Source organism: Pseudomonas sp. NPDC079086 (genome assembly GCF_044542155.1).
In the GTDB taxonomy this organism is placed as follows: Bacteria; Pseudomonadota; Gammaproteobacteria; order Pseudomonadales; family Pseudomonadaceae; genus Aquipseudomonas.
In genome coordinates this window covers 498253-519691 of sequence record NZ_JBITTY010000002.1, presented here as the reverse complement: position 1 = coordinate 519691, position 21439 = coordinate 498253, and the positions used below count along the sequence as shown (strand labels likewise).

The window sequence follows — 21439 nt, the reverse complement described above, 5'->3', positions numbered from 1 at the left end:
GTCATGCTGTCATTGCGCCACTGGTGCGCATGCACAACCGATGCAGTCTTGGGGTGGTATGCAGTTTCTTGATCAGTTGTTTATCGTCAGTGCCGACCCCAGCGTCTTGGTGCTGAGCAATTACGACCCGCTGCTGGTAGTGATGTCGCTGTGCATTGCCGTATTCACCTCGGGCATGGCCTTGCAGCTGGCCGGTGTGGCCCGCGACAGTGAAACCGCCTGGTGGCGCCAGGTCACCATTCTCAACGGTTCGCTGGCTCTGGGGCTGGTGTCTGGGCTATGCATTTTCTCGGCATGCTGGCGTTTCAGCTGTGCGCCGAGGTGCGTTTTGATCTCGACGTAACCCTGCTGTCGATGCTGCCGAGCCTGGCGGCATCCTGGGTGGCGCTGACCGTGCTGGCACGGCGTAATCTAAGCCTGCTGCAACTGTGCATCGGTGGTGTGCTGGTGGGCGCTGGGATTGGTGCGATGCACTACAGCGGCATGGCCGCGATGCAGATGGCGCCACTACTGCGCTACGACCCCTGGATGTTTGCCTTGTCGATCCTGGTGGCGGTTGGCTTGGCCATTCTTGCCCTGTGGGTGCGCTTTGGTCTTGAGGATCGCTTGCCGGCGCTTTGGGCTCTGTTGATTAGCGCACTGGTGATGGGGCTGGCGATCAGTGGCATGCACTACACCGGTATGCAAGCGGCTCGCTTTGTTGGCGTTGCCGAGTCTGAGCAGCCGGTTGCCGTGGTCGACAGTTTGTACCTGGGCAGCGCGATTTCTCTGATAACCGTTGCCCTGACGGTCTTTGTCGTGGCGGCCAATGCGTTGCTGCGCTATCGCCGCCTGAGCCTGCAGTTGCAGGCCAGTGAGCAGCATTTACGTTCGATTTTCGACACCGCACTCGACTCGATCCTGACGGTCGACCATCGCGGCATTATTCGCTCGGCAAACCGAGCAGCTACCCGTCTGCTGGGCTGGCAGCCCGATGAGCTGGTTGGTCTGCCGATCCGCTGCCTGCTTAACGAGCATGATGGCAACGTCTATGCGGCGCACCTGCGCAATTACCTGGAGAACGGCACTCTGGCATTGTCGGGCGCCGAGCAGGAATTGCACTGCATTGCCAGCGATGGTCAGGCCAAGCCAGTGCGCATCAGCGTCGGCGTGACTCGCTCGGGCAATCACCCGCTGTTCGTGGTGTTCGTCAACGACATCAGCGGGCGCATCCAGATGGAGCAGGCGCTGCGTGAGAGCGAGCAGCAATACCGCTCGCTGATCAGCAATATCCCAGGGGTTTCCTTTCGTTGCTTGCTGGATGAGCAATGGACCATGCTGTTTATCAGCGATGCGGTACAGACTCTCACGGGTTGGAGTGCCGATGACTTCATCAGTCAGCGCCAGTCCATTGCTGCGCTTTATCATCCTGATGATTATCAACCGGTAGCCGATCAGGTGCTGGAGGCTATCGAGCAGCGGCGCAATTACACCGTCGAGTACCGCCTGTTCGACCGCGATGGCAAGGAGCACTGGATCTGGGAAAGTGGCAGTGCCGTATGCGATGAGCAGGGCACACCACGCTGGATCGACGGCGTACTGCTCGACCAGACCGAGAGCAAACTGCGCAACGCCGAGTATGAAGGTAAGGTCAATGCCATCAGCAAGGCCATGGCCCTGATCGAGTTTGACTTGCACGGCCAGGTGCTGGACATCAATGACAACGCGCTGGACCTATTCGGTTACCAGCGCATCGATGTAGTGGGGCAGCACCACAGCCTGTTCTGTGATCCGTTGTATGTCGGCAGTGATGAGTACCGGCAATTCTGGATCGACTTGGCTAAGGGGCTCATTTCTGCAGGTGAATACCGGCGCATAGGCCACGGCGGTCGTGAGGTCTGGATTCAGGCGACCTACAACCCGATTCTCGATACCGATGGTAAACCGTTCAAAGTGGTCAAGCTGGCCACCGACCTGACGCCACGACGATTAATGGAGCAGGAAACACGCGCTGCCCGCGACCGTGCCGAGGCGGCAGCGGCAGCCCGCAGCAGTTTCCTGGCCAATATGAGCCATGAGATCCGCACGCCGATGAACGCCATTATTGGCTTTACCGAACTGCTGATCGGTACACCGCTGGCTGATGATCAACGCCGACATCTACAGACTGTGCAACAGGCCTCGCGCTCGTTACTCGGCTTGCTCAATGACATTCTTGATACGGCCAAGCTCGACCGCGGCGCGATTGAACTGGAAGACCTGGACTTCTCCCTGCGCGAGCTGTGCGAGCAGGTCTGCGCTACCCAGCGTCTGGCGGCGGAAAATAAGGGCCTGACGTTGCAGCTTGAGTACCCAACCCAGCTGTTGGAATTCTACCGTGGTGATGCCCTGCGCCTGCAGCAGGTGCTGACCAACCTGCTGGGCAATGCGGTGAAGTTCACCGCCCAGGGCCAGGTGTACCTGCGTGTACAGGGTGAGGCTGGCGCGATCCGCCTGATCGTTGAAGACAGTGGCATTGGTATTGCTGCTGATCGTCTGGAGAAGATTTTCGAGCCCTTTGCCCAGGCCGATGCCTCGATGAGTCGGCGCTTTGGTGGTACCGGGCTGGGTACCACTATTTCGCGGCAGCTGGTCGAGCTGATGGGCGGGCGCTTGCGGGTGGAAAGTACCCTGGGTGAAGGCAGCCGATTTATTGTCGAATTGCCCTTGCGCGCCGGCCAACGGCTGGCCCCGCAGGTGCGGCAGGCGCTGCCGCAACTGGCGGCATTGCATATTTTGGCCGCTGACGATGTACCGCAGAATCTGGAGCTTCTGCAGCTCAACCTGCAGCGCTTGGGCCACCAGGTGTCTTGCGTGGCCGATGGGCAGGCGGCAGTTGCTGCCTTTACCAACGGCGGCTTTGACTTGATCCTGATGGATGTACAGATGCCCTTGGTCGATGGACTGGAAGCGTCCCGGCGTATCCGGGCCCTCGAGGCCGCTCAGCAGCGTGCGCCAATCCCGATTATCGCCTTGACCGCCAGCGTGTTGGATCAGGATCGCCAGGCGGCGCTGGATGCCGGCATGAACGGCTTTGCCTCCAAGCCCCTTGATTTGCCTGCCTTGCTGGCGGAAATGGCGCGCCTGCTGGGTACGACTCAGGACCAAGGGCTTGTCGAGAGCACTGCGGCGGCAACGGCCGGGCTATTCGACTGGCAGCGCGGGGCCAGTCTCTGGGGTGGGCCGGTGCAGATGAGCCAGGCGATTCAGCGCTTTCTCGCCGAGCAGGACGCTCTGGTCGAGCAACTGGGCAGCATGCTGGAGAAAAATGACTGGGACACCGGCCGCAGCCTGGCGCACCGTTTCCGTGGTGCGGCGGCCAATCTGGCATTGACTCATCTGGCCGGCCTGGGGCTGGCAATCGAACAGGCCTTCAACCAGCGCGAGGGGCTGCACTTGCGCAGCCTGCTGCAGGAGTTATCACGCGCGTTGGCGGCTGTTGCCGAGGCCCTGCCGCAGGTGCCAGAGACGACCACGCAGATTCAGACGCTGGACCTTGATCAGCTGCGTGCAGCGCTGCTGCGTTTGCAGCAAGCCGTCAGCCGTGGCGGGCTGGATGATCAGGCATTGGACTGTTTGCGGCAGGGGCTGCATGGCGTGCAGCAGAAAGCGGCCCTGGCGCATATCCGCCAGGCGCTGGATGATTTTGATTTTGACCTGGCTCAGCAAGCGCTTAGCGAGCTGCTGCACCAGTTGCATGACGAGGAAGGCCAGACACCATGATTACTCCAGCCGATGCTCGCCCGTTGCTCCTGCTGGTTGACGATGAGGCCACTAACCTGCAGGTGCTGCGGCATATTCTGCAGGAGGACTACCGCCTGCTGTTTGCCAAGGATGGTGCCAAAGCGTTGGAAATGGCCGAGCGTGAGCGCCCGGATCTGATCCTGCTGGATGTGATGATGCCGGGCATGACCGGTTATGAGGTGTGCCAGGCACTCAAGGTGCAGGCCCATCTGGAGGCGATTCCGGTGATCTTTGTCACCGCGCTGGCCGATGTCGAGGATGAGGCTCATGGCTTTGCTGTCGGTGCGGTTGATTACATCACCAAGCCGGTCAGCCCGCCGATCGTGCGTGCTCGAGTGCGTACACACCTATCACTGGTGCGCATGGATGAATTGCGCCAGACCCGCCTGCAGATCGTCCAGCGTCTCGGTATGGCCGCCGAGTACAAGGACAACGAGACCGGGCTACATGTCATCCGCATGAGCCATTTCTCCAAGGTGTTGGCCCTGGCCGCTGGCTTTAGCGAGGCAGCTGCCGAAGAATTGCTCAACGCCGCGCCGATGCACGATGTTGGCAAGATTGGCATCCCCGATGCGGTACTGCGCAAGCCGGGCAAACTCGATGAGCAAGAGTGGGCGGTGATGCGTCAGCACGTGGAAATTGGCGCGCAGATTATTGGTGAGCATGCCTCGGGTTTGTTGCGTACGGCGCAGCGCATTGCCCTGTCGCACCACGAGAAGTGGGACGGTACGGGCTACCCCAATGGCCTGAGCGGCGAGGACATCCCGCTGGAAGGGCGCATCGTGGCGATTGCCGATGTGTTTGATGCGCTGACCAGTGTGCGGCCCTATAAAGTGGCCTGGTCGGTTGAGGATGCTGTTGAGCTGCTGAATAAGGAGCGCGGTCGCCACTTTGATCCGCACTTAGTTGAGTTGTTTATCCAACAGTTACCGGCGATTCTGGAAATCAAAGAGCGCTGGGCTGAGCAAGCGTAGCTTCGAAACAGGCTGAAACCTTTGCCCGGTGTGTTGTGTGCTGCTGCGCTTGGTCATGCTGATGCGGCGGACTATGGTTGACGTTCTGCTCAAGCTCATCAGGAAATCGCCATGTCTACGAAACGTCTGTTGCCTCTGTTATGCGCTGGAGTGATCGGTATGGCCGATGCGGCCGTAGTGGTTAAACCGGTGCCGTATGAAATTGACGGTGAAGCCTTTGAAGGCCTGATGGTTTATGACGATGCGATCACTACGCCGCGTCCGGGCCTGCTGATGGTGCCCAACTGGATGGGTGTTAGTGAAAACGCGGCAACCAAGGCTGCGCTGCTGGCTGGCGACAAATACGTCATATTCGTTGCCGACATGTACGGCAAAGCTATTCGTCCGACTAATGCCGATGAAGCCAAGGTAGCGGCCACGACGGTGCGCAGCGATAGGCCGCTGATGCGCAAGCGGGCGCAGGCGGCAGTTGAGGTGTTCAAAGCGCAGGCCGGGCAGGTTGCATTGGATACCACGCGGCTAGGCGCTATCGGTTTCTGCTTTGGTGGCGGAACCGTACTGGAACTGGCCCGTTCTGGTGCGCAGCTGAAAGGCTTTGTGTCTTTCCATGGCAACCTGGATACGCCTGATCCGCGTGATGCACAAAACATTAAGGCACCTGTATTGGTGCTGCATGGCGCGGATGACCCGGCAGTGCCGCAGGAGCAGGTCGATGGCTTTGTTGCGGAGATGAAAGCGACGAAAACCGATTGGCAATTGGTCAGCTACGGCGGTGCGGTGCATTCCTTCACCAACCCGGAGGCCAATGTGCCAGGGCGCAATGAGTACCACCCGCTGGTGGCAGCTCGCGCGTTTAAGGCCATGGATAATCTGTTCGATGAAACCTTGGCCAAATAAACCGTCAACGGGAAGGCCAAGCGGCCTTCCCGCATCGCTATTTACATGCCCGGCAGTACGGCTATATCAATGATATTCCCCGGCAGGTCGGCAACATCGCCTAGCGTCATTGGCTTACCGCTGGCCAGGTCCACGGTATGCAGCGTGGTGCCGGTCAGCAGGTAGGCGGTGTTGCCGCCTTTGCCGTCGCTGGCGATGTCCATCGCAGCTTTTTTCAAACCATCGGCGACCATGCCAACCACTTGCTGAACACCATCGTTTGGCGGGTTTTGCAGCATCAGGCTGCTGCTGGCGAGGTCGACGTTGTACAACGACGTCGCCTGGGTGCCGGCATAGGAGTTGGTGTAGGCCCCAGCCACCACTTGTGCACTTTTGCCTGCATAGGCGCCGTCAGCGGCGTAGGCCACTGAACCATCGACCGTTACTTCACCGGTGTCGACATTGACGCGGAAGTTGGTGCCGTCGGCGGCCAGCATGCGCATTTTGTCAGCCACCGGGTTGAAGTCGATGACCGCCTGACCGCTGCCTGGCAGCTGCTTGTTTAGGCTGGCGACCTTGCTGGCTGCGCCAGTGCCCAGGTCCAGGGTGTAGAGCTGATTGTCACCGCCCAGCGCATAGAGCATGCCGTTGGCCGGGCGTACATCGATTCCGCGCAGTGGGCTTGGGCTGCTGGCAGGCATGGTCGCGGTGACTTTCTGGCTGGCGCTGTCGATCTTGAACAGCTGACCGTCGGCGCCCAGGGCCAGTAGGGTCGCTGCGCTGGCAGTGCCAGCGGCGAGGCTGAGGGTGGCAGTGGTAACGGCAGCGGTCAGCAGGGTATTGAGGCTGTTCATATGCGTTCTCTCATCTGTGGTTATCCAGCATCGATGCAAGGCTGAACATCGCCTGCCTTGCAGGTGCCTCGATGAAACACCTGATAGCTATACCCACGAGAGAACGTCTGGATGTCGCCGCCTGAAAATAAATTCAGTTTTTTTAAAAAATGGCCTCAGTTGACTGAAGCCATAACCGCGCGACCGATATACAGCACCTTGCCAGTTGGCCGGTCCTTCGGTGAGCCGCCGGCAGGTTCCAGGGTCAGTTCGAACAGTTGGCCGGGTTGTACCGCGCCAATCTGTTCGGCAGACAGTTGCAGCGGTTTGCCCGGTTCGACCAAGCCTAGGGAGCGCGGGCCGATGGCTGGGTCGATAAGGGTCCAGAACTGCACGGAACGATCGGTCGGGATCTGATCTTCCAGCAGCGGTTGCAGGCGCAGGCTGCCACCGCCATCCACATGCACCACCCAACCTGGTTTAGCAGCTTCACCTGGCGCTTGCAGCACCACGGTGTAGCTGTTGGCGGCAGTATCAGTGCGCCATAGATCAGGCAGCACGGCGATGATAAGGGCGAAGGCCAGGGCGGCGCTGGTGAGGCGCCAGGTGGTCAGGCTCTGCCACCAGGCCAGCCAGCTGTTGACGTTGCTGACAGCTGGCGTCAGACCGAGGCTGTCCTGCAGGCGTTGCCATAATTGCGCTGAGGGTGTCTGTGGCGGCAATTGGTCGCTTAGCTCAAGAAAGTGTTGCTGCCATTGCAGGGCCATTTGCGCGGCTTCGCTGTCGTGCTCAATCAGCTCGCGCACCTCAGCTGCTTCGGCTTCATCGAGTAGGCCCAGGACGTATTCGCCGATTAATGCGCGGCGTTCGGCAGGTTGCTGCGTAATCATGCTTGCAAACACTCCTGCAGCGCGCGCAAACCGGCGCGGATACGGCCTTTGATGGTGCCCAGCGGGGTGGTCAGGCGGTTGGCGATTTGTTCATGGGTCAGGCCGCGATAGAAGGCCAGCAGGATCGGGTGACGGCGATTGCGTTCGATGCCCTGCAGGCAGCGGCGCAGTTGCTGATGTTCGCCTTGTTGTTCCAGCAGTTCGGCGGCCTGCGGGCTGTCGTCGGCGGCGCGTTCGATAAAGTCGTCATCCAGCTCCACCGTACGACCCCGGCTGCGCAGCTGGTTCAACGCGCGGTAGCGCAGGATGCTGTAGATCCAGGCGCGACCGCTGCCAAGGGCCCGCTGAAAACGTTGGGCGTTGCGCCAGATCTGCACAAAGGCATCGTGCACACAGTCTTCGGCTTGATCACGACGGCCGAGCAAGGTGATTGCCAACCCGAGCATCTGCGCGGCCTCCTGTTGGTAGAGCGCCTGGAATGCGCGTTCGTCCTGCTGAGCACAGGCTTCCAGATGGCTTTCGTAATCAAACAGCGGCTGCGCCATGCACCGGGTTCCTGAGTGTGTGAGCGTGCCAAGGGTTATACCCGAGTGCGACCTGTTTGGATGTCGCGCGAGTGCAACAAATTTTCTCTGTCAGCGTGGCAGTTCGATTCGCGCGGTTTCGCCCGGCACTGTTGGCCAGTCCTGTGCAGTCCAGCGCTGGCGGGCCAGGTCGATCAGGGCCTGGTCGCTGGCGACGAAATTCCAGTTGATCCGCCGTGGACCAATCGGCGCGCCGCCGATCAACACCAAGTGGCTCTCGCTGCAGGCGCTGAGGGTGTAAGTCTCGCCCTCGGGCAGCACCAGCAGGCCGCGTAAAGGCAGTTGTTGGTCATCCAATGTCGCCTCGCCATCAATCAGGTACAGCGCGCGTTCGGCATGTTCGGCGGGAATTTGCAGTGCGGCGCCAGCAGCCAGCTTGATCTCGGCATAGACAGTGGGGGACAGCACCGGTACGGGTGATTGCAGGCAGAAGCCGCTACCGGCAATCAGGCAGATGTCTACGCCCATACTGGTACTGCGCGGCAGGCTGCTCGCGGGATGATGGCTGTAACTGGGTTCGCCTTGCTCATCCTCTGCGGGCATGGCCAACCATACCTGCAGGCCATGCATGTGCGAGCCGCTTTCCCACAGAGACTGCGGTGTGCGCTCGACATGCGCTACAGCATGGCCTGCGGTCATCCAGCTGACTTCGCCGGGGCTGACCAGCTGATTCGAGCCGAGGCTGTCCTTGTGCTGCAATTGCCCTTCGAACAGGTAGGTGAGGGTGGACAGGCCGATATGCGGATGCTGGTTGATATTCATGCCGCTGCCGGCCGGGTAGGTGTTCTCCAGAATATGGTCGAAGAACACGAACGGCCCGACGCTGCGGCACTTGGCCGAAGGCAGGGGGCGCAGGATAGGTTGTCCGCCGAGGTTTTCCGGGCGCGGTTGGATCAGCAGAAAGTCGCTCATTCCACGCCCTCGCTTAGCTGAGTGCTGACCTGAACTTCGCTGCTGGTCATCAGCTTGTGAATCGGGCACTTGTCAGCGATGCGCAGCAGTTGCTGGCGTTGTGCATCGTTCAGGGCACCATGCAAGGTCAGCTCGACATTTAAGCCGTAAATGCCTTGGCGTTCCTGAGTGTTATCGCGTGTCAGTTGCACGTCCAATCCGGTCAATGGCAACCCTTTTTGCTTGGCATAAAGCGCAAGTGTCAGGGCTTTACAAGCGCCCAAGGACGCATCGAACAAGTCATGCGGATCGGGTGCCGAACCTTCACCGCCAAGGTCCACTGCCACATCGCTGTGCAGGGTATGCGGGCCAATATCGATGCGTTGTAGCAAGCCTTTTTCATTACTGATGCGGATCATTTGAGCTCCTGAGGCTGAAACCACAGCTCCTTGCGGGCGAAGGGCGTAGCGGAGGGTAAGTCGGGGTTTTGCAGTTCAATAATGCGCCGCTCAGTCAGTTTGGCCTGGCGTAGAGTTTCACTATGGTACTGCTCAAAAAGGCGCTGAAAACTACCATCGACGATCATCGCTTCCAGGCTACGCTCGATGTCGGCTGCCAGGTCAGGGCGGTTGCGTGAGGTAAAAAAATACATCGCCGTTGGGTAGTGCAGCAGTAGGTGCTGATCGATGCTCAAATCAAGCCCGCTTTCTAAGGCGCGTGCCTGTTCTTGCCAGGCCACTACGACTTCGCGAGGGAACAGGTCGAAGCGCCCGGCGGCAAGCATTTTAAACAGCCCCTGATAGTTCTGGCTGGTGACGACGTCGAGCCCGTTGGCGCGCAGAATCGGGGTGTCTGGCCAATCATGGCGTTGGCCGAATGTATAGCGCTGCAAGTCTGCCAAGCTTTGCGCGCTGGACAGCTGCTCGGAGTTTTCACGGCGTTGCATAAGCACCCGCCAACCAATCAAACCGCGGTATATCGGAATGCGAATGGGCAGCAAGTGTGCTTCACGTTCGTTGCTGGTCATGGTCCACATGACTTGCACTGTTTTGCTGTCATGTTCGATCGCCAGCAGGGCGCGACTTTGCGCCATTGGCACTGGGGTGGCTTGCAGTTCATAACGTCCGGCTGTGCGCTTGAGAGCTTCTGTGAGCAGCGCCAGTGGATAGACTTCGGGATCAATCCCGTCAGAGTGGCGGGGATAGTTCAGACGCTCCGTTGCATAGGCTTGCGGCAGACTGATTAGCACTGCAATCAAGAGCATTTGTAAGCAGTTTGACCAGGCCATGTATCGGCGTGTCGGAGCTGAAGCCATTGCAATGATCCTGGTTGCTGAACTAGCCAACAGTGTAGTGAGTCAATTGCACTCACGTCTTCAAGAGGGTTGGGGTTTGAAACGACTTGCGTTGAGTCTTGCTGTTCTTGCCACTGTTTGCAGCCCGCTGGCGCTGGCTCGCGACTATCGCTACAGCGACGCACATCTTCACTACGTCGATTTCTTTCAGGAAAGCGCCGGCATGACCGAGCTGTTTGAGCAGATGGCTGCCGGCAGCATTGAGCATGTGATGCTCTCAGGCATTCCGGTAGCGAAGAAATGGCACGAGAACGAACCCAAGCGACCGCGTTACTACGCTGGCGATGATGCCAATGCCTACTGGTACAGCGCGACTGACGTGCTGGTGGCGCATGCCTACAAACAGGTGCCCGCCGAGCAGCGCAAGCGCTTGCATCCATTTCTTTCAGGTTTTAACCCGAATGACAAAAATGCCGATGCGCATGTCCGGCGCATGCTCGAAATGGACCCAGGCCTGTGGCAGGGCATTGGCGAAGTATTCACCCGCCATGATGACCTCACCGCCCTGATTCACGGCGATGTACCGAGGGCCAACAATGAGGCCCTTGCTCGGGTTTTTCACCTGGCCGCCGAATACGATCTGCCGGTGATGCTGCATTCCAACATCACCTCCAAGCGAGAGCGCAATCCGCTGTATCTGCATGAAATCGAGGACCCGCTGCGCAACCATCCGCATGTACGGTTTATCTGGGCGCATGCCGGTACTAGCATGGAAATCCATCGCCATCAGGAGAAGTTGGATTTCCTCCTGCCCACGCTTGAGCGGATGCTCAAGCAGTACCCCAACCTGTATATCGATCTGTCGTGGACTGTGCTCCAACCGTATCTGCTGGATGCCGATGGCAAGCCTGATGCAGCCTGGGTGAAACTGGTCAGCAGCTACCCGGCGCGCTTTATGCTCGGCTCAGATGTGGTCGGGCGCTTCACTAGCCTGTCGGACTCTATGAGTGGTTTTAAGCCGTTTCTGGACGCCTTGCCGGAGGATGTAGCTCATCAGGTGGCGCGCGATAATTTTCTCGCGGTGCTGCCGCGTCGGGTGCAGGCCGAGCTGGTGGAGTAGAGCTGTAATAGCCTTGTCATAAGGGTGTCATAGGCTCGCGCCATCTAAAAAAGGAGCGCGACATGCAATACACCCGTTTCAGTACCCTGGCCGCACTTGTATTAATCAGCAGCCTGGCGCAGGCCGAAGTCCGGGTAGAAGGCCCGGTCGAATACGGCGTTTTCGCCAGTGATTATCAGGACTTTCAGGAAGGTGAGCGGGTATTGACCCGCAGTAATCAGCAGATTGAGCAGGGCGAGGTGATTCCCGCCAAGCTCGGCACCAAATTCGGCTTGCGCTACAGCCTGGCTGGCAAGGTGGCCGGCGACTCGCCGCTCACGTTGTTGTACCTCACTCCAGGAGTCACCACGCCCGACGGCAAGCGTCATGACAAGTTTGTGGTGACGCAGGAGCTGGTACTCGGCGCACCGCTGGATGTCATGGCTTACGAATTCACTGATGCGCATGAAGTGGTGCCGGGTGAATGGCACTTTATGGTGTTTCAGGATGACCGCAAGTTACTGGAACAGCGATTTATCGTGCGGTGAAGTTAGCTGAAGTCGCAACACTAAACCCGAGCCTTTGCTCGGGTTTTTTATGTGGAGTGTTCAAGAGTGGTATTTGAGTGTCGATAGACTAGTGTGGTAAGTGAAGAATGCTGGCGGTAAGCCAGCATGTACAGAAGGTAAGTGCTCCCAAGGAAGGTTTATATGAGCTTGAATAATATGAATATTGCCCCCAGGGCTTCTCTCGGCTTTGGGTTGGTAGCGCTGATAGTTCTCCTCCTCGGGGGCTTTTCGCTGATGCAAATGTCAGAAATGAACAAGCAGTCGGAGAGTGTCAATGGTAATTGGCTGCCTGCCATCCTAAGTCTTGGGGACATGAACCAGAATATTCTGCGCCTGCGCACCCTGACTTTGCGTTTGCTGGTTACGAGTGATGAAAGCTTGATTAAGCAAGACCTGGATCGGATTAAAGGCCTGCGCGACAGCCTTGACGAAGCCCAGAAAAGTTATGAAAGCGTTATTTCTACTGAGGAAGAAGCCGCGTCTTACGAGAATTTTAAACAGGCAAAATTAAGTTATTTACAGGAGCAGAGCAAAATCACTGCTGCAATGCAGCAGAGCGACAGGGACGCTGCCATTGAAGTCACTAATGGCACACTCAATAGTCATGCTGACAGCATGGCTAAGGCATTGGTTGAGCTTTCAGAAGTAAACCGTTTAGGTGCAACGACTGCTGCCGATACCTCCTCCGAGGTATTCACCAGTGCTCGTATGTGGGTCATTGTGATGATTGTGCTGGCACTTGGTCTTACGGTAATTCTGGCCATGATATTTACACGCAGCATTGTCGCGCCACTTGCCGAAGTCGTCCAAGTTGCCGAAGTTGTCGCTGGTGGCAACCTGACGCAGTCAATTGAAGTTAGAGGAACTGATGAACCTGCTCGTGTTATGAGCGCCTTGAAAAGCATGCAGCAGAGCCTGCGCAGCACCATTCAGAGTATTTCCGATTCCTCCACGCAGCTGGCCTCGGCCTCGGAAGAGCTCAGTGCGGTAACCGAAGACTCCACCCGCGGTTTGCACCAACAGAATAATGAAATCGAGCAGGCAGCTACGGCGGTCAATCAAATGACCAGCGCCGTGGAAGAGGTGGCGCGTAACGCTGTGAGCACCTCAGAGGCCTCCAGTGAATCCAACCGTACGGCCCAGCATGGCCGTGAACAGGTACGCCAGACTGTGGACTCGATCAGCCACCTGGCGGATGACGTGACCCATACCTCTTCCGAGGTTGAGCAACTGGCCGGTCAGGTGCGTGATATCAGCAAGGTACTGGATGTGATCCGCTCTATTGCCGAACAGACCAACCTGTTGGCGCTGAACGCGGCGATTGAAGCGGCGCGGGCCGGTGAAGCCGGGCGCGGTTTTGCCGTAGTAGCCGATGAGGTACGTGCCCTGGCGTATCGCACGCAGCAGTCGACCCGTGAGATCGAACAGATGGTCAGCGGCATTCAGCAGGGCACCGACAAGGCGGTCAACGCCATGCAGAACAGCAACAGTCGTGCGCGTTCAACTCTGGATGTGGCAAAGGCAGCGGGTCAGGCGCTGGATGAGATTGCCGCCGCGATTTCGCAGATCAACGAACGCAACCTGGTGATCGCCAGCGCCTCGGAAGAGCAGGCCCAGGTGGCCCGTGAAGTGGACCGCAATCTTGTGAATATCCGTGACCTGTCGATGCAGTCGTCGGCCGGTGCTAACCAGACCAGCGCGGCCAGCCAGGAGTTGTCACGGCTGGCGGTGGACTTGAATGCATTGGTAGCGCGTTTCTCGATTTGATCCTGGACGCGGTCAGCAACAAAAAAGGCCACCCCTAAGGGTGGCCTTTTTATGTATCAAACAAACGGTTGGACTTACTTACCAGCCCAGCGTTTGAGTACCAGTGTTGCGTTGGTGCCGCCGAAACCGAAGCTGTTGCTCATCACGGTGTCGAGCTTGGCGTTCTCGACGGTGCTGCGCTGGATTGGCAGGTCGGCAATTTCCGGGTCGACTTCGTCAATGTTGACCGAGCCGGCGATAAAGTTGCCTTCCATCATCAGCATGCAGTAGATCGCTTCCTGTACGCCTGCGGCGCCCAGGGAATGACCGGACAGGCTCTTGGTCGAGCTGATGGCTGGGGCCTTGGCACCGAACACTTCGCGTACTGCACGGCTTTCCGCGACGTCGCCGACTGGAGTCGAGGTGCCGTGGGTGTTCAGGTAGTCGATTGGCGTATCGACGGTGGCCAGGGCCTGTTGCATGCAGCGCACCGCGCCTTCACCGCTTGGGGCAACCATGTCGTAGCCATCGGATGTTGCGCCGTAACCGACGATTTCCGCATAGATCTTGGCGCCACGCTTGAGGGCGTGTTCCAGTTCTTCGACCACCACCATGCCGCCACCGCCAGCAATGACGAAACCGTCACGCTTGGCATCGTAGGCGCGCGAGGCTTTTTCCGGGGTTTCGTTGTACTGGGTGGAGAGGGCACCCATGGCGTCGAACAGGAAGCTCTGGCTCCAATGCTCTTCTTCACCGCCGCCGGCGAACACCACGTCCTGCTTGCCCAGCTGGATCTGCTCCATGGCATTGCCGATGCAGTGGGCGCTGGTGGCACAGGCCGACGAGATCGAGTAGTTGACACCCTTGATCTTGAACGGCGTGGCCAGGCAGGCGGAAACGGTGCTGCCCATGGTGCGCGGCACGCGGTATGGACCAACGCGTTTGACGCCTTTCTCGCGCAGGATGTCCATGGCCTCCATCTGGTTGAAGGTGGACGCGCCGCCGGAGCCTGCAATCAAACCTACGCGTGGGTTGGAGATTTCTTCCGCGCTGAGCCCCGCATCCTTGATCGCCTGCTCCATTGAGAGGTAAGCGAAGGCTGCGGCATCACCCATAAAGCGATAGACCTTGCGGTCGATCAGCTCTTCCAGGTTCAGGTCAACCGAACCGGATACCTGGCTGCGCAGGCCCATTTCGGCATAGGCAGGGTTGAAACGGATGCCTGACTTGCCAGCACGCAGGCTGGCAGAGACGGTGGCTTTGTCAGTACCCAGGCAGGAAACGATGCCCAGGCCGGTAATCACGACGCGACGCATGCAGAGAGTCCTTTAGAAATTGTCGGTAGAGGTGAACAGGCCAACCCGCAGGCCTTCGGCGCTGTAGATTTCGCGACCATCAACGCTGACGGTGCCGTCGGCAATCGCCAGGACCAGGGAGCGGGCGATGGTGCGTTTGATATGGATGTTGTAGGTGACTTTCTTGGCGGTAGGCAGCACCTGGCCGAAGAATTTCACTTCGCCCGAGCCAAGGGCGCGGCCGCGACCGGGATTGCCCTGCCAGCCGAGGTGGAAACCTACCAACTGCCACATGGCATCAAGGCCCAGGCAGCCTGGCATTACCGGATCGCCTTCGAAATGGCAGGCGAAGAACCACAGGTCTGGAGTGATATCGAGCTCGGCGACTATTTCGCCCTTACCGTACTTGCCGCCGGTATCGCTGATGTGAGTGATGCGATCGATCATCAGCATGTTCGGCGCGGGCAGTTGCGCATTACCTGGGCCGAATAGTTCGCCGCGGCCGCAAGCGAGCAGTTCTTCCCGGGTGAAGGCGTTTTGTTTGGTCATGCGAGCTCCTCAATATGTCCCATGCGCCAAGGCTGGGCGAATCGTCCTGGCTGGCGGCGCAGTTTGCCGCGCCTGCCAACAGCCTAGTCATAGACTGTTGCGTTGTGGTGAAAGTCACAGCCTTGTGAGTACAGTTGTACTCCGCTCTTGTTGGCCTGTCATAGCGCCCATGCGCGTTAGCCTGCAGCAGTTGAGTCCTCTTGACTACCCGTCGAAGGTCGAGGTGGCAGCCAGCGCTGCAGTATTCGCTGCAAATCTGCCCGTTTGAAGGGTTTTGCCAGGTAGTCATTCATGCCCGATTGCAGGCAGGCCTCACGGTCGCCCTGCAGGGCATTGGCGGTCAGGGCGATGATCGGCAATTCGGCGCAACCGGGTAGGTGGCGGATCTGTCGCGTGGCCTCGTAGCCATCCATGATCGGTAGGCGGCAATCCATCAGAATCGCGGCATAGTGCTGTTGGCTAACCTGATGCACGGCTTGGGCGCCATCGCCGACCAGGCTGACCCGATAGCCCAGGCTGCGCAGCATGGCTTCGATCACGGTCTGGTTGACTGGGTTGTCTTCGACCAACAGCACCGGCTGGCCGTTGCCCTGGTCAGCCGGCAGTGGCGTGTCGCGGACAGTGGGTGCGACCTGCTGGGAAAATGGCAGCGGCACTTCGAGGGTAAACACCGAGCCCTGGCCTTCCTGGCTGACCGCGCGCAGGGTGCCGCCCATGCGTTCTGCGAGGGTGCGCGCGATGGGCAAACCCAGCCCGGTGCCGCCGTAACGTCTTGAAATAGAAGTGTCGGCCTGCTGGAAGGCATCGAACATATGTTCCAGCCGCTCGGGAGAGATACCAATACCACTGTCATGCACCGCGCAGCTGAACCACAACACCTGGTTGTCCAGTGCCTGCCAGGTGCTGTGCACGCGGATGCTGCCGGTTTCGGTGAATTTCAATGCGTTGCCGATCAGGTTGACCAGGATCTGCCGAATTCGCGTCGGATCGCCTTGTACCTGCAACTGTTCCAAGCCGCCCTGGGTTTCCAGAACTAACTGCAGGCCGCGCTGCTGGGCGCTGTGTTGGAACACCTGAATCGAACTTTGCAGCAGGTCCAGCAAGCTGAAGGGAATGCGTTCCAGTTCGAGGGCGCCGCGCTCAATACGCGAGAAGTCGAGAATATCGTTGATGACCTTCAGCAGGTGCTCGGTGGATTCGGTGGCAAGCGCCGCATATTCCGCCTGTTCCTGGGTCATCTCGGTGGTTTCCAGCAGCTGCAGCATACCCAGTACGCCATTCATCGGTGTGCGCAGCTCATGACTCATCATGGCCAAGAAATCGGATTTGGCGCGGTTGGCCAGCTCCGACTGCTCACGAGCCTGAATCAGCAGGCTCATGGCTCGCTGCTGTTCTTCGCTGGCGCTGGCCAGGCCGTGGGCGAGGTTGTTGATGTGCCGCGCCAGAGCCTGCAATTCGCCTTCACCGATTTCAGGCAGGGTGGTCTGGTAGTTGCCGGCCTGAATCGCGCTAACGGCTTCACCCATTGCGCTAAGCGGTTGCGACAGGTGGCTGGCTAGGCGGCGAGCGAGAATAAAGGTCAGGACCAGAGCGAACAGGGCGAGTAGGGTGGCCTTGAAGAGGATTTCCTGTTGGCGGGTGTTGAAGGCATCGTTAGACATGCCCACTACTACATAACCCAGGTAATCATCGGTCAGCGCCTGGTGACTGGGGTTGTTCAGCGCCGCACTTTGCAGATGGATCGGCGCCTGGAACACCTCGACCTGACTGCTGGCGTGGCCGCTGCCAGGCGTCTGTTCGACATAAACGAGAATTTTACCGGTGTGGTCGCGCACTTCTAGAAAGCGCACATGCGGGGTCTTTAGTGTGGCTTGCAACAGGGCGTCGAGAACGTCGAGGTTGCCGGAAATTACTCCATAGGTGCTGGCCGGCGCCAACTGGCTGGCGATCAACTGACCGTAGTGATTGAGTTCCTGACGCAGGTCCTGCAGGCGCGCAAAGGTAAAAAAACCGGTGAGCAGCAGGGTCATCAGCAGTGCGGGGCCGACGCTGATCAACTGCGTGCGGGTATGGATATTCCAGCCACGGCGCAGGATCATCGGGCCACTCCGTTGCAGTGCACAATGCGTGGCGTGCGGTGCGGGATAGACGTGCACTCTACAACTGACCGGTTGCTTGCGGTTCTGGAGTGAGACTGGGCTTGGGTGCTGTAGATCACGCCACAACCTTGTTTGCGTTTGAAAGGCTGCATGTTAACTGAGCTGCCTGGCTTTGCCAGTGCCCGAGGACCTGCTAAAAGCTGGCCGCATACGGACAGCGCCGTATAATGCGAGCGATTCGCCACTTTCAATGGCTTACCACGGATGCGTTATGACTGATCAGCAACCCATTGCAGTGCTTGGCGGCGGTAGCTTCGGCACTGCGATTGCAAATTTGTTGGCCGAAAATGGCCAGCACGTCCTGCACTGGATGCGCGACCCTCAACAGGCCCAGGCGATTCGGCTGACCCGTGAAAATCCGCGTTACCTCAAAGGCATCAAGATTCACGCCGGCGTTGTCCCGGTCACCGACTTGTCTGCGACCCTGAGCGCTTGCCAGCTAGTCTTTGTCGCCTTGCCCTCCAGCGCGTTGCGCCAGGCCTTGCAGCCGGTTGCTGAGCAGCTGAGCGGCAAACTGCTGGTGAGCACCACAAAGGGTATCGAAGCGCAGAGCTTTCTGCTGATGAGCCAGATTCTCGAAGACATCGCCCCGCAGGCGCGCATTGGCGTGCTGTCCGGGCCGAATCTGGCGCGTGAGGTGGCCGAGCATGCGCTGACTGCTTCAGTCGTCGCCAGCGAGGACGACGACCTTTGCCAGCAGGTACAGGCCGCGCTGCACGGGCGCACCTTCCGTGTGTACGCCAGTGGCGACCGTTTTGGTGTCGAGTTGGGCGGGGCGCTGAAGAACGTCTACGCGATAATCGCCGGTATGGCCGCGGCCATGGGCATGGGCGAAAACACCAAGAGCATGCTGATTACCCGTGCACTGGCGGAAATGACTCGTTTTGCGGTCAAGTTGGGTGCTAATCCCATGACCTTCCTCGGTTTGGCGGGCGTAGGCGATCTGATTGTCACCTGCTCCTCGGCGAAAAGCCGTAACTACCAGGTTGGCTTTGCCCTCGGTGAGGGCCTGAGCCTAGAGGATGCGGTGGCGCGATTGGGCGAAGTGGCGGAAGGGGTAAACACCATCAAGGTGCTGAAGGCCAAGGCCGAAGAACTCGATGTCTATATGCCGTTGGTGGCGGGCTTGCATGCGATCGTATTCGAGGGGCGCACCTTGGATCAGGTGATAGGCGCTCTGATGAATGCCGAACCCAAGACGGATGTCGACTTTATCCCCACCACCGGTTTCTGATTTTTACCTTTAACCCCTGCAAGGAGATGAGCATGAGTGATGGCAACCAAGAGCTGCAGCGCGAATCAATTCTGCTGCGCATTTTGTGGATGGTGATCTTCACCATCGTCTGGCAGTTGGCGGAAATACTGCTGGGCGCCGTGGTGTTGCTCCAGCTGGGTTACCGTTTGTTTTACGGCGCGCCAAATGCCGGCCTGCTGGGTTTTGGTGACAGTTTGAGCCAGTACCTAGCGCAGATTGGCCGCTTCGGCACCTTTAATAGCGACGAGAAACCTTGGCCGTTCGCCGACTGGCCGACGCCGCAGGCGCCCCAGGGTGAAACCCCGCACAGCATCCCGCCGGCTGCCCACCCAGTGCGTGACGAAGAACCCAAGTTGTGACGTGTTTGTCCGTGAACAGTCGCCTGGCGAGGGCTGGGCGATGAAGCTGTGGTTACTGCGCCACGGCGAAGCCGAGCCAGCTGCGCGTACTGATGCTGAGCGTAACCTAACTGACTATGGCCGGCAGCAGGCGCGCGAGTCCGCTGCGCAACTGCTGGGGCGGCCGTTGCGTGCGGTGTTGGTCAGCCCCTATGTGCGCGCTCAGCAGACGGCGGATCTGGTCTGCGAGGTGCTGGCATTTGCCGGTATCCGACAGACCGTGCCCTGGCTGACGCCTGAGAGTGATCTGCGCCAAACGCTAAGGGAGCTGGATGGCTATGCTTTTGACGAGCTGTTGCTGGTCACCCATCAGCCATTGGTGGGTGCTTTGGCGGGCTTGTTGATCCATGGCCATCGTCAGCAGCCGCTGCCAATGAACACGGCCAGCCTGGCGTTGCTGGAAGGCGATGAGCTGGCTGCCGGGTTGATGGAATTGTCCATTCATAGGCACCCAGCCCGTTCCTGACGCTTCACTACACACCGAAACATTTCTCCTCTTGCGGGCCGTCTTTGTGCGTGGAATAGTCAAACCAAGCAATTGCTTGGTTGGCTCCACAAAAACAACAAAGGAGGAAGCCCTGTGGCTGATGCAATCCGTTTGCCGCTTGAGGTGTTTTATGAGCGTGAGGCTCTGCACCCGAATAAACGCTACATGGTGCAGCCGCTGCCGGGCGGTCAGCTGCAGGAACTGAGTTGGGCCGATGTCGGCGAGCAGGCGCGCCGTGCGGCCAACTGGCTGCGTAGCCGCGAACTGCCGCAAGGCAGCCGTATTGCGATCATTTCCAAGAACTGCGCGCACTGGGTCGTCACCGATCTGGCGATCTGGATGGCTGGGCACGTCTCGGTGCCGCTCTATCCCAATCTCACTGCCGAGTCTGTCGGCCAGGTGCTGCGCCACTCCGAAGCGGCACTGGTATTCGTCGGCAAGCTGGACGATTGGCCGGCCATGGCCCCCGGTGTGCCGCAGGATGTGCCGACTATCGGCCTGCCGCTGCGCCCGCAGGGCGAGTTCAACTTTACCTGGGATGACCTGCAGGCCTGTACGCCGATTCAGGACAACCCCAAGGTGGCCGCCGACCAGCTGGCTACCATCATCTACACTTCCGGTACCACCGGCACGCCGAAAGGGGTGATGCATCACTTCAGCAATTTCGGTTTTGCCGCCAGCCGTGCCACCGAGTTGTTTGGCGTCGGTGAGGATGATCGGGTGCTGTCCTACCTGCCGCTGTGCCACGTCGCCGAGCGCATGTTTGTCGAGCTGGCGTCGATCTATGCCGGACAGACGATCTTCTTCGCCGAAAGCCTGGACACCTTCCTTGACGACCTTAAGCGCGCGCGGCCAACGGTGATGTTCGGCGTGCCGCGCATCTGGACCAAGTTCCAGATGGGGGTCTACAGCAAGATGCCGGCCGAGAAACTGGATTTCCTGCTCAAGCTGCCAATCATCGGCCGTATCGTCGGTAAAAAAGTACTGGTCGGCCTGGGTCTGGATGCCGTGCGTTATGCGCTTTCTGGCGCCGCCCCGGTGCCTGAGGCGCTGCTCAACTGGTACAAACGCCTGGGCCTGGATGTGCTGGAGGTCTACGGCATGACCGAGAATTGCGGTTATTCCCATGTATGCCGGCCGGGTAAGTTCAAACAGGGTTGGATCGGCCAGAATAGCCCCGGCGTGGAAGTACGCATTGCCGAGGATGGCGAAGTGCAGGTGCGCAGTGGCGCGACCATGCAGGGCTACTACAAAGACCCGGAAAAGACTGCCGAAACCATCACCCCCGATGGCTTCCTGCGCACTGGCGACAAGGGTGAAGAGGATGGCGAAGGCAACCTGCGCCTGACCGGGCGGATCAAGGAAATCTTCAAAACCAGCAAGGGCAAATACGTTGCTCCGGCACCGATTGAAAATCGCCTGGGCGAACATTCGCGCATCGAGCAGGTGTGTGTGGTCGGTGACGGCATGGCCCAGCCCATGGCCCTGTGCGTACTTTCTGATGTAGGCCGCAGCGAGGCCCTCAACGGCGAGCGTAGCGAGCTGGAAAACAGCTTGAAAAAGCTGCTGGAAGAGGTCAATCAACGCCTCGACAAGCACGAGCGTCTGCAGCGCCTGGTGCTGGTCAAGGAAGTTTGGGCGGTCGATAACGGCTTCCTGACGCCGACCCTGAAGATCAAACGCGCGGTGGTTGAAGGCACCTATGGCGAACGCTTCGATGAGTGGACCTCTCGCAGCGAAGCGGTGCTCTGGCACGATTGATCAGGCATGTGGCCGGC

Annotated in this window: 20 protein-coding genes; 11 read left to right on the top strand and 9 right to left on the bottom strand. The window is 59.1% G+C overall.

The genetic code is table 11. The features are described from left to right. The first annotated feature begins 40 nt into the window (after window positions 1-40). The 4 genes from ACIGEK_RS11940 (at window position 41) to ACIGEK_RS11925 (ending at window position 5633) form a co-directional block, all read left to right on the top strand. The gene (locus ACIGEK_RS11940; protein ID WP_397493523.1) at window positions 41-343 is read left to right on the top strand and encodes an MHYT domain-containing protein; all 303 of its coding nucleotides are present in this window, start codon (window positions 41-43) and stop codon (window positions 341-343) included. After that, window positions 280-3741, top strand: coding sequence for a PAS domain S-box protein (locus ACIGEK_RS11935; RefSeq protein ID WP_397493522.1), 3462 nt, complete (start codon window positions 280-282; stop codon window positions 3739-3741). The genes ACIGEK_RS11940 and ACIGEK_RS11935 overlap by 64 nt, the downstream gene beginning before the upstream one ends. Further along, on the top strand, window positions 3738-4736 hold the full coding sequence (locus tag ACIGEK_RS11930) for a two-component system response regulator (RefSeq protein ID WP_397493521.1): 999 nt from the start codon (window positions 3738-3740) through the stop codon (window positions 4734-4736). Before ACIGEK_RS11935 ends, ACIGEK_RS11930 begins: the two co-directional genes overlap by 4 nt. Before the next feature lie 111 nt (window positions 4737-4847). Then, window positions 4848-5633, top strand: a complete 786-nt coding sequence (locus ACIGEK_RS11925) for a dienelactone hydrolase family protein (RefSeq protein WP_397493520.1) — start codon at window positions 4848-4850, stop codon at window positions 5631-5633. Window positions 5634-5674: 41 nt separating this feature from the next. Here the strand turns inward: ACIGEK_RS11925 and ACIGEK_RS11920 are convergent, their stop codons facing one another. The 6 genes from ACIGEK_RS11920 to ACIGEK_RS11895 form a co-directional block, all read right to left on the bottom strand. Continuing rightward, window positions 5675-6466: a DUF4394 domain-containing protein gene (locus ACIGEK_RS11920; RefSeq protein WP_397493519.1), complete on the bottom strand. Its 792-nt coding sequence runs from the start codon at window positions 6464-6466 to the stop codon at window positions 5675-5677. Between the two features lie 155 nt (window positions 6467-6621). After that, complete coding sequence (locus ACIGEK_RS11915) at window positions 6622-7335, bottom strand: anti-sigma factor domain-containing protein (protein WP_397493518.1); 714 nt, start codon at window positions 7333-7335, stop codon at window positions 6622-6624. After that, the gene (locus ACIGEK_RS11910) at window positions 7332-7880 is read right to left on the bottom strand and encodes a sigma-70 family RNA polymerase sigma factor (RefSeq protein ID WP_339524281.1); all 549 of its coding nucleotides are present in this window, start codon (window positions 7878-7880) and stop codon (window positions 7332-7334) included. Before ACIGEK_RS11910 ends, ACIGEK_RS11915 begins: the two co-directional genes overlap by 4 nt. A 90-nt stretch (window positions 7881-7970) precedes the next feature. Further along, entirely contained in the window at window positions 7971-8831 is an 861-nt protein-coding gene (locus ACIGEK_RS11905; RefSeq protein WP_397493516.1) for a pirin family protein, read from the bottom strand. Continuing rightward, complete coding sequence (locus ACIGEK_RS11900) at window positions 8828-9229, bottom strand: OsmC family protein (protein WP_397493515.1); 402 nt, start codon at window positions 9227-9229, stop codon at window positions 8828-8830. Before ACIGEK_RS11900 ends, ACIGEK_RS11905 begins: the two co-directional genes overlap by 4 nt. Continuing rightward, on the bottom strand, window positions 9226-10155 hold the full coding sequence (locus ACIGEK_RS11895) for a substrate-binding periplasmic protein (RefSeq protein WP_397493514.1): 930 nt from the start codon (window positions 10153-10155) through the stop codon (window positions 9226-9228). The genes ACIGEK_RS11900 and ACIGEK_RS11895 overlap by 4 nt, the downstream gene beginning before the upstream one ends. A gap of 46 nt (window positions 10156-10201) precedes the next feature. Between ACIGEK_RS11895 and ACIGEK_RS11890 the strand changes: the two genes are divergently transcribed. The 3 genes from ACIGEK_RS11890 (at window position 10202) to ACIGEK_RS11880 (ending at window position 13539) form a co-directional block, all read left to right on the top strand. Beyond that, window positions 10202-11224: an amidohydrolase family protein gene (locus tag ACIGEK_RS11890; RefSeq protein WP_397493513.1), complete on the top strand. Its 1023-nt coding sequence runs from the start codon at window positions 10202-10204 to the stop codon at window positions 11222-11224. Between the two features lie 62 nt (window positions 11225-11286). Next, window positions 11287-11751 (top strand): DUF3859 domain-containing protein, encoded by a 465-nt coding sequence (locus tag ACIGEK_RS11885; RefSeq protein ID WP_397493512.1) that lies wholly within the window; start codon window positions 11287-11289, stop codon window positions 11749-11751. 162 nt (window positions 11752-11913) lie between these two features. Further along, the gene (locus ACIGEK_RS11880) at window positions 11914-13539 is read left to right on the top strand and encodes a methyl-accepting chemotaxis protein (protein ID WP_397493511.1); all 1626 of its coding nucleotides are present in this window, start codon (window positions 11914-11916) and stop codon (window positions 13537-13539) included. Between the two features lie 74 nt (window positions 13540-13613). On the opposite strand, the gene fabB is transcribed toward ACIGEK_RS11880, so the two are convergent. The 3 genes from fabB to ACIGEK_RS11865 form a co-directional block, all read right to left on the bottom strand. Further along, the gene (gene fabB, locus ACIGEK_RS11875) at window positions 13614-14834 is read right to left on the bottom strand and encodes a beta-ketoacyl-ACP synthase I (protein WP_397493510.1); all 1221 of its coding nucleotides are present in this window, start codon (window positions 14832-14834) and stop codon (window positions 13614-13616) included. Between the two features lie 12 nt (window positions 14835-14846). Continuing rightward, window positions 14847-15362: a 3-hydroxyacyl-[acyl-carrier-protein] dehydratase FabA gene (fabA, locus tag ACIGEK_RS11870; RefSeq protein WP_304867185.1), complete on the bottom strand. Its 516-nt coding sequence runs from the start codon at window positions 15360-15362 to the stop codon at window positions 14847-14849. Between the two features lie 176 nt (window positions 15363-15538). Continuing rightward, window positions 15539-17461, bottom strand: coding sequence for an ATP-binding protein (locus ACIGEK_RS11865; protein WP_397493509.1), 1923 nt, complete (start codon window positions 17459-17461; stop codon window positions 15539-15541). A 271-nt stretch (window positions 17462-17732) separates the two neighbouring features. On the opposite strand from ACIGEK_RS11865, the gene ACIGEK_RS11860 reads away from it, so the two are divergent. From ACIGEK_RS11860 to ACIGEK_RS11845, 4 genes are all read left to right on the top strand, one after another. Next, window positions 17733-18755: an NAD(P)H-dependent glycerol-3-phosphate dehydrogenase gene (locus ACIGEK_RS11860; RefSeq protein ID WP_397493508.1), complete on the top strand. Its 1023-nt coding sequence runs from the start codon at window positions 17733-17735 to the stop codon at window positions 18753-18755. Between the two features lie 32 nt (window positions 18756-18787). Beyond that, entirely contained in the window at window positions 18788-19135 is a 348-nt protein-coding gene (locus ACIGEK_RS11855) for a DUF4389 domain-containing protein (protein ID WP_397493506.1), read from the top strand. Between the two features lie 40 nt (window positions 19136-19175). After that, window positions 19176-19640, top strand: coding sequence for a phosphohistidine phosphatase SixA (gene sixA / locus ACIGEK_RS11850; RefSeq protein WP_397493505.1), 465 nt, complete (start codon window positions 19176-19178; stop codon window positions 19638-19640). A 114-nt stretch (window positions 19641-19754) separates the two neighbouring features. Then, the gene (locus ACIGEK_RS11845; RefSeq protein WP_397493504.1) at window positions 19755-21422 is read left to right on the top strand and encodes an AMP-binding protein; all 1668 of its coding nucleotides are present in this window, start codon (window positions 19755-19757) and stop codon (window positions 21420-21422) included. The last annotated feature ends 17 nt before the right edge of the window (window positions 21423-21439 follow it).